We start from the raw sequence: 5,885 nt of genomic DNA on the forward strand, positions 1-5,885 counted from the left end.
TCTTTAGTCAAATCATTATCCGTGTTTTTTGAAGGCATTTTGCTTTTAAACGCTTCATCAAACTGATAAACGGCTTTTCGAAGTAGCTTAGAGCGTTCTCTCAATACTTCAATCGTAGAAAAAGGGTTGCTTCTGGAAAAAGTGTGTGTGGCATCTACAATAATGGATTTGGATTTGATAATCCCTTTTTCAATCGCAATCGTTACGGTTTTACCGATCAAAAGATTCAGCAGATCGGTGTCTTTCAGACGCAGTTTTCTGAATTTTGTAAGCGAGCTTGGATTAATAACTTCTTCTTCAGGTGTCATTTCCAAAAAATACTTAAACGACATATCGTAGCGAGAACGCTCCACCACATCCACATCAGAAACCGTGTAAATGCTTTTCAGCAAAAGATATCTCCAAAAATGAGGCAGTTTCTTTTTTTACACCCGAGTTTCTCATTTCTAATTTTTCTTCTTTTTAATTTTTGATAGCTCGATAAAAGTTTTCATGTTCGTTTTCCTTTCGGATACTTTTTCATCTATTAATATGAGCGTCTTATTTTTTCTTTTGAAAAAAAAGTAAAATTTCCCACAGTCAAATAAAAGCTTCTTAAGCTATACAAAATTTACGACTTACTGCAACTACAGAATGCAGGAGGCTAAAAACTTTAATAAGAAGAAAAAAATAAGGAATTTTGAACCCTCAAATACAGATACTATTGGATCCAAATCAGCTGTGCTAAAAACTTAAAAAAGTTAAAAAATTAAGTATGGAAAAAAATGAATCAACTACAAAAGAAATTCTAAAATTCTATTTTGAGACCGGAAAGAAACCTACCGAAGCCCAATTCTCAGAATTTTTAGATTCTTACTGGCATAAAAAGGAAAGTATTCCTAAAGAAAAAATCGAAGGGTTAGAAAATCTGTCGTTAGACTTTGATCTTCTGTGGTCACCTACCAGCAAAAAATTGTCATTAACAGATGCTCAGGGAAATGTATTGTCGGAAATTTCTTTGCAGTCTCTGGATAATGAAGGGACAGATTTAAGATATAATACGGCTACAGCCTCATTAGAACTTTATAATGCAGACAATGAGCTTTTAGACAGCATTCCGGTTTCGGATTTTGTGAATAATGTAGGTACGCAACTGGCTTTAAATTCCAACATTTTACAGTTAAAAGACAGCAAAGGAAACGTATTGTCTAATGTGATGTTTGCAGTTTCTAACATTGGAGGATTGCAAACCGCATTAGATGCTAAAGCAGAAAAAACAGTAGCTATCAATACTGTTTCTCCGTTACAGGGAGGAGGCAATTTATCGTCTGACAGAACATTAAGCATATCTCAGTCTAATACGAATACTTCAGGTTATCTGAGTAATACAGACTGGAATACATTTAATAATAAATTTGATAAACCTTCCATGGGAGCGAATTATCTCGGAAGATGGAACGGCTCAACATTTATCAACAGCCTATTACAGGATAACGGAACCAGTTCGGGAATTGGAAGTAATAACTACAATAATATTATCTGGTCTGTTGATTCTTCTTCTAAAGCAGCGCTTATCGCTCCAAGAATGACTCAGGCTCAAAGGCTTGCGATTTCTTTAGGAACTATTCAGGCGGGAGCTGTTGTTTATCAGACTGATGGCACAGCCGGATATTATCTCTGGAACGGAAGTTCATGGGGAACTTTGGGAAGTAATATTGCTACCGCAGATCTTACCAATACTCAGGCAAGAACTTTCACTCAGAATGCGGATTTTACATGGAATACTTTAGGAAATGCTTATTTTTTGAAAGGACTGAAGGATGTAGGCAGTGATTACAAAGACCATCCCAAAGTTTTAAGAATAGACTCAAATACAAAACAGGTTGTAGAAGGTGATGCTCTGGTTGTAACCATACCGGATACTTTACCTAACCCTGTTACACCATCATCACAAACTTTAAATATAGTTCACACTTATACAAACAGTCCTACCGCATTAGATACCAATGTAAAGGATTTAAATGAATTTATTATGAATATAGGGAATTTAAAATTTACACATTTAACGGTAGACGATTGGAATTTAATAAATGCTTCTAATAATACAGCATCAACTTTGTCTGCAAATGGCGGAATAGTTCTAAAAACCAATAATAGTAATTTTAGTACATTTTCGGCTGATGAAATAATGGCTTGTGCTTATCCTAATTTGATTTTACCATCTAATAAAAATTGGGTTTTTGTTATAGGGGGTAACGTTGGAAATGAAACATATGAGGGAAACAGAGGAATAATAGGTATGGCTTCTTCTGATGCAACTTTTAATGTAGGTATTATTGACAGTTTCATATCCTATTTTACGACAGGTGTTAATTGGAATGGATATCATAACTCAATAAATTTTACTCCTGCAGTATATAATCAAAATTACAATACAATCGCCAGAAGTGTAAATAATACAATCATCTTTACAAAAGTAGGCAATATATTAAACATTACTGTTAGAAGTGGTAGTGATGTTAAGACAATGAATACAGATATTACTGGAGTAGGTACAATGAAACCTCTATGTTCTATTAAAAGAGGTTCATACTCTAATCTTAATATTTGTAGTACTGATTTTGGAAAATACTGGATCGAACCTTAAGAATATAGATAATAAAATACTTTCACAAAACTGAAAATATCATTTTGGCAAGCCAAAATATAAAAACATTAAAAAATTATGGAAAAGAATAAATTAGCTACCAGAGAGCAGCTAAAAATCTACTTTGAAAAAAATAAATATCCTACTCAAAGCCAGTTTGCAGAATTAATTGATGCATTTAAACATAGAGAAGATACCCCGACAAATAAAGAAGCGGTAATTTTAGCTAATAGTTTGGCATCAATTGATAACGCATATTTAGCATATCATGGATACAATTTCGGAAAAGAAAAAATTTTGCTAACAGTTAATTCTCAAGATGAAGGAGAGCAACTAATTGATGTTAGTAAAACGAATAATTATCAGGAACAAAGAAAGTACTTTTTTGGTACTGCTCCTTACTCAGTTAAAATAAAAAAGTTTCAGTTAGATGAACTTGCCGAAACAGAATACTATTATTTCAATTACCAGATTAATCCTAACTCTAATTCTAGCTTCACTGTGGAAAGAATTATAGGAAAGAATTTGCCGGTATTACCTGAAGGATTTGATTTAGGAACTTTTAATGACAAAATTATTTTGACGTTCTCCAAAATAGATTTTGGTCAGAAAATAAACATCATTAATACCAATATCAAATTTATTAATAATACTAATGTAAATATTATGTATAGAGCTCATGCAACTTATTGGGGAAGTTTGTTTTCAAATGGAGACAGTGTTACTAATCACTATAATTTATGGGATAATCTTTATTTTTTCTATAAAGCTGATCTCAAAGAAATTAATCAACATATTGAATGTAAAGTTTACAATGTAGACAATAATCAGCTTATAATGACGGGATACTTGTATGCAGGAGAAAATAATGAAAATGGTTGGGGTGGTGATGTGGCAATGGGAATCAGAAATATAAGAATTGAATGTAATTATCAAAATCAAGACTAATGAAATTAAAAATATTTGAACAAAACCAGCATCTTAAAGATCTTACGCCTTTTGAACTAATGGCAAAAGATATCACCATTCTGAATGGAATCGTTAAAGGGGAACCTACTTATGAAAAAGGAAGAAAAGCCGTTGCCGGTTACTATTTAGACAAGGAACAGACGAATCTGGCAATTCAGAAAATCTTTTCAGATGAGCTGGATGAAAACGGATTTTTAAAAGGGTTAAATATCCTCATTAAATGGTTCGATATCTATGAAAATCCTGTGCTTATTAAACGTGTGTATGTACCTCTTTCTGTTTCAGAAAGTGCAGAATTGGTTATTAAAAGACGCAAGCGAATTATTGACTATCTTAAAGAATCCGGCATAAGATTAGGCGTAAAACAACATATTGATTCCCTTTTCAGCTATTACTCAAATTATCAGCAATCCGGAATTACAAAAAATCTTTTAAACAGTTTCATCGAAAACGGAACAGAGGAATTAAAAGACGCGGTTCTTAATGAAAACAATGAGGAAATCGCAGGGATTCTTAATCATATTTTACCTACCGGAACTACCATTAAAGAGTCATTATTGGATCAAATTTCATAACGTAAAAACCATTATATCAATTGTAGAATTTTAGGCTTAGATTTTTATAATCTAAGTCTTTTAAAATCAACTCAAACAATTTTAAAATACGAATTGCCACTCTGCTGCAACTACAGAAACTGTCATCCAAAAAGCAAGGATTTCTCCCTGAAAAAGGTGAATTTTGAGGTTTAAAATGACAAAAATGCAACCAACACAATTACAAAATTTATTCAATTATTTAGAAAACGTTATCACTTGGCGTGTTAATCATCCGGAAGAAGATTTCAGCGCAGTTCCGGAATTTAATCCGGAAGATTACAAAAACATTCATCTTGGAAACTATATTTCAGAAAAACAGCTTACCCATCAGGAAATTGTTATTCTTTTAATGGCTTTGCTGCCAAGACTGGAACCTGCTTTACTGAAAAGAGTTTATCTTGAATTTCCGTCCAGTCCGTTATTTGATTTCTGTTCGGTTAACGACAACGGCAGACTTTTTAATCCTACAGTTCAGGCTGTTCAGTATATTCTCGGCGGAGAAAGTATTTCCGAACGATTAAAAGCACTGGACTACTTTGCCCAGACTTCATTATTAGTAAAAGAAGAACTTCTTGTTTTTTCAGGCTCTTCAAAGGAAAATTTTTCGGTAAACAGTCTGTTGAGCGTTCCTCAGGATGCTTTTGAAGTCTTGATGTTCGGCATGGAGCTTCTTCCGAAAATGAGCAATGATTTTCCTGCGGAGCAGCTTCATACAGAAAGAACATGGGCAGATTTAATACTACCTCAGACTACACTCGAAGAACTTCAGGGGATTGAAGCGTGGTACAACAGCAGCAGAATTCTTATGGAAGATTGGGGAATGCAGAAAAAACTTAAACCGGGTTTCAGAGTACTGTTTTACGGAGATCCGGGAACCGGAAAAACCCTTGCTGCAAGTCTTTTAGGGAAATATACGAAAAGACCTGTTTTCAGAGTGGATGTTTCCATGCTCGTTTCCAAATATATTGGTGAAACAGAAAAACAGCTCGCCAAATTATTTGATAAAGCGGAGAACAAAAACTGGATCCTGTTTTTTGATGAGGCAGATGCTATTTTCGGGAAAAGAACCAGTGTTCGTGATGCGCATGACAAATATGCCAATCAGGAAGTTTCTTATCTGTTACAGAGAATAGAAACTTTTTCAGGACTTATTATTCTGGCTTCCAATTTTAAAAATAATATGGATAAAGCCTTTACGAGACGTTTCCATAGCTGTATAAAATTCAATAATCCTGGATATGAAGAACGTCTGCGCATCTGGCAGCATAATCTACCGCAGCAATTAGATCTTGGAGATATTAATCTGGAGCAGGTTTCCAGAAGATATGAACTTACGGGTTCTAATATCATGAACATCATTCAGGATGTTTGTCTGAAAGTAATTTCGTCGGAAGAATCCGGTTACAGAGCAAATTCAGAGATGCTGCTTGAAAGTATCAGGAAAGAATATTTAAAAGAGGATAAAATATTCTCTTAAAAATTTGAACTTTAAATACCAACATCATGAATGCAAAACATTTACTGCTGATTGCCTTAATGAGCATCGTGTCTGGCTGTAGAACTAAAAATAAATTGATCACTAATTATGAAGAAAAAAAGCAGGAATCAGAACTGGTAAAAAATGATCTGATTTATTTATTTTCCTACGGCGAATATCAACCCGGAAGATATATGCTTTTTTTAGAAGACATCAG

Annotated in this window: 4 protein-coding genes and 2 pseudogenes; 5 read left to right on the plus strand and 1 reads right to left on the minus strand. The window is 33.8% G+C overall.

All coding sequences use genetic code 11. The annotated features are described in order from the left end of the window. Positions 1-404: pseudogene (locus H6W52_RS20710) on the minus strand (transposase); the annotation flags it as partial. A 350-nt stretch (positions 405-754) separates the two neighbouring features. Here H6W52_RS20710 and H6W52_RS20715 point away from each other — a divergent pair. The 5 genes and pseudogenes from H6W52_RS20715 to H6W52_RS20735 all read left to right on the plus strand — a co-directional run. Then, positions 755-2,626: a hypothetical protein gene (locus tag H6W52_RS20715; protein ID WP_116100147.1), complete on the plus strand. Its 1,872-nt coding sequence runs from the start codon at positions 755-757 to the stop codon at positions 2,624-2,626. A gap of 78 nt (positions 2,627-2,704) precedes the next feature. Beyond that, positions 2,705-3,574 carry a hypothetical protein gene (locus tag H6W52_RS20720; protein WP_116100148.1) on the plus strand — a complete coding sequence of 290 codons (870 nt, stop codon included), beginning with the start codon at positions 2,705-2,707 and terminating at the stop codon, positions 3,572-3,574. Further along, positions 3,574-4,170, plus strand: coding sequence for a hypothetical protein (locus tag H6W52_RS20725; protein WP_116100149.1), 597 nt, complete (start codon positions 3,574-3,576; stop codon positions 4,168-4,170). Before H6W52_RS20720 ends, H6W52_RS20725 begins: the two co-directional genes overlap by 1 nt. A gap of 184 nt (positions 4,171-4,354) precedes the next feature. After that, the gene (locus H6W52_RS20730) at positions 4,355-5,668 is read left to right on the plus strand and encodes an ATP-binding protein (RefSeq protein WP_157967293.1); all 1,314 of its coding nucleotides are present in this window, start codon (positions 4,355-4,357) and stop codon (positions 5,666-5,668) included. Positions 5,669-5,694: 26 nt separating this feature from the next. Continuing rightward, positions 5,695-5,885, plus strand: a pseudogene (locus H6W52_RS20735) (hypothetical protein); the annotation flags it as partial.

The sequence above is a fragment of the Chryseobacterium sp. C2(2020) genome (assembly GCF_014218915.1).
GTDB classification, from domain to species: domain Bacteria; phylum Bacteroidota; class Bacteroidia; order Flavobacteriales; family Weeksellaceae; genus Chryseobacterium; species Chryseobacterium mucoviscidosis.

What these genes read in the sequence shown, in the direction of transcription:
- H6W52_RS20715 (WP_116100147.1), top strand. Translation starts at nt 755, where the DNA reads ATGGAAAAAAATGAATCAACTACAAAAGAAATTCTAAAATTCTATTTT.
- H6W52_RS20730 (WP_157967293.1), top strand. Translation starts at nt 4,355, where the DNA reads ATGCAACCAACACAATTACAAAATTTATTCAATTATTTAGAAAACGTT.
- H6W52_RS20720 (WP_116100148.1), top strand. Translation starts at nt 2,705, where the DNA reads ATGGAAAAGAATAAATTAGCTACCAGAGAGCAGCTAAAAATCTACTTT.
- H6W52_RS20725 (WP_116100149.1), top strand. Translation starts at nt 3,574, where the DNA reads ATGAAATTAAAAATATTTGAACAAAACCAGCATCTTAAAGATCTTACG.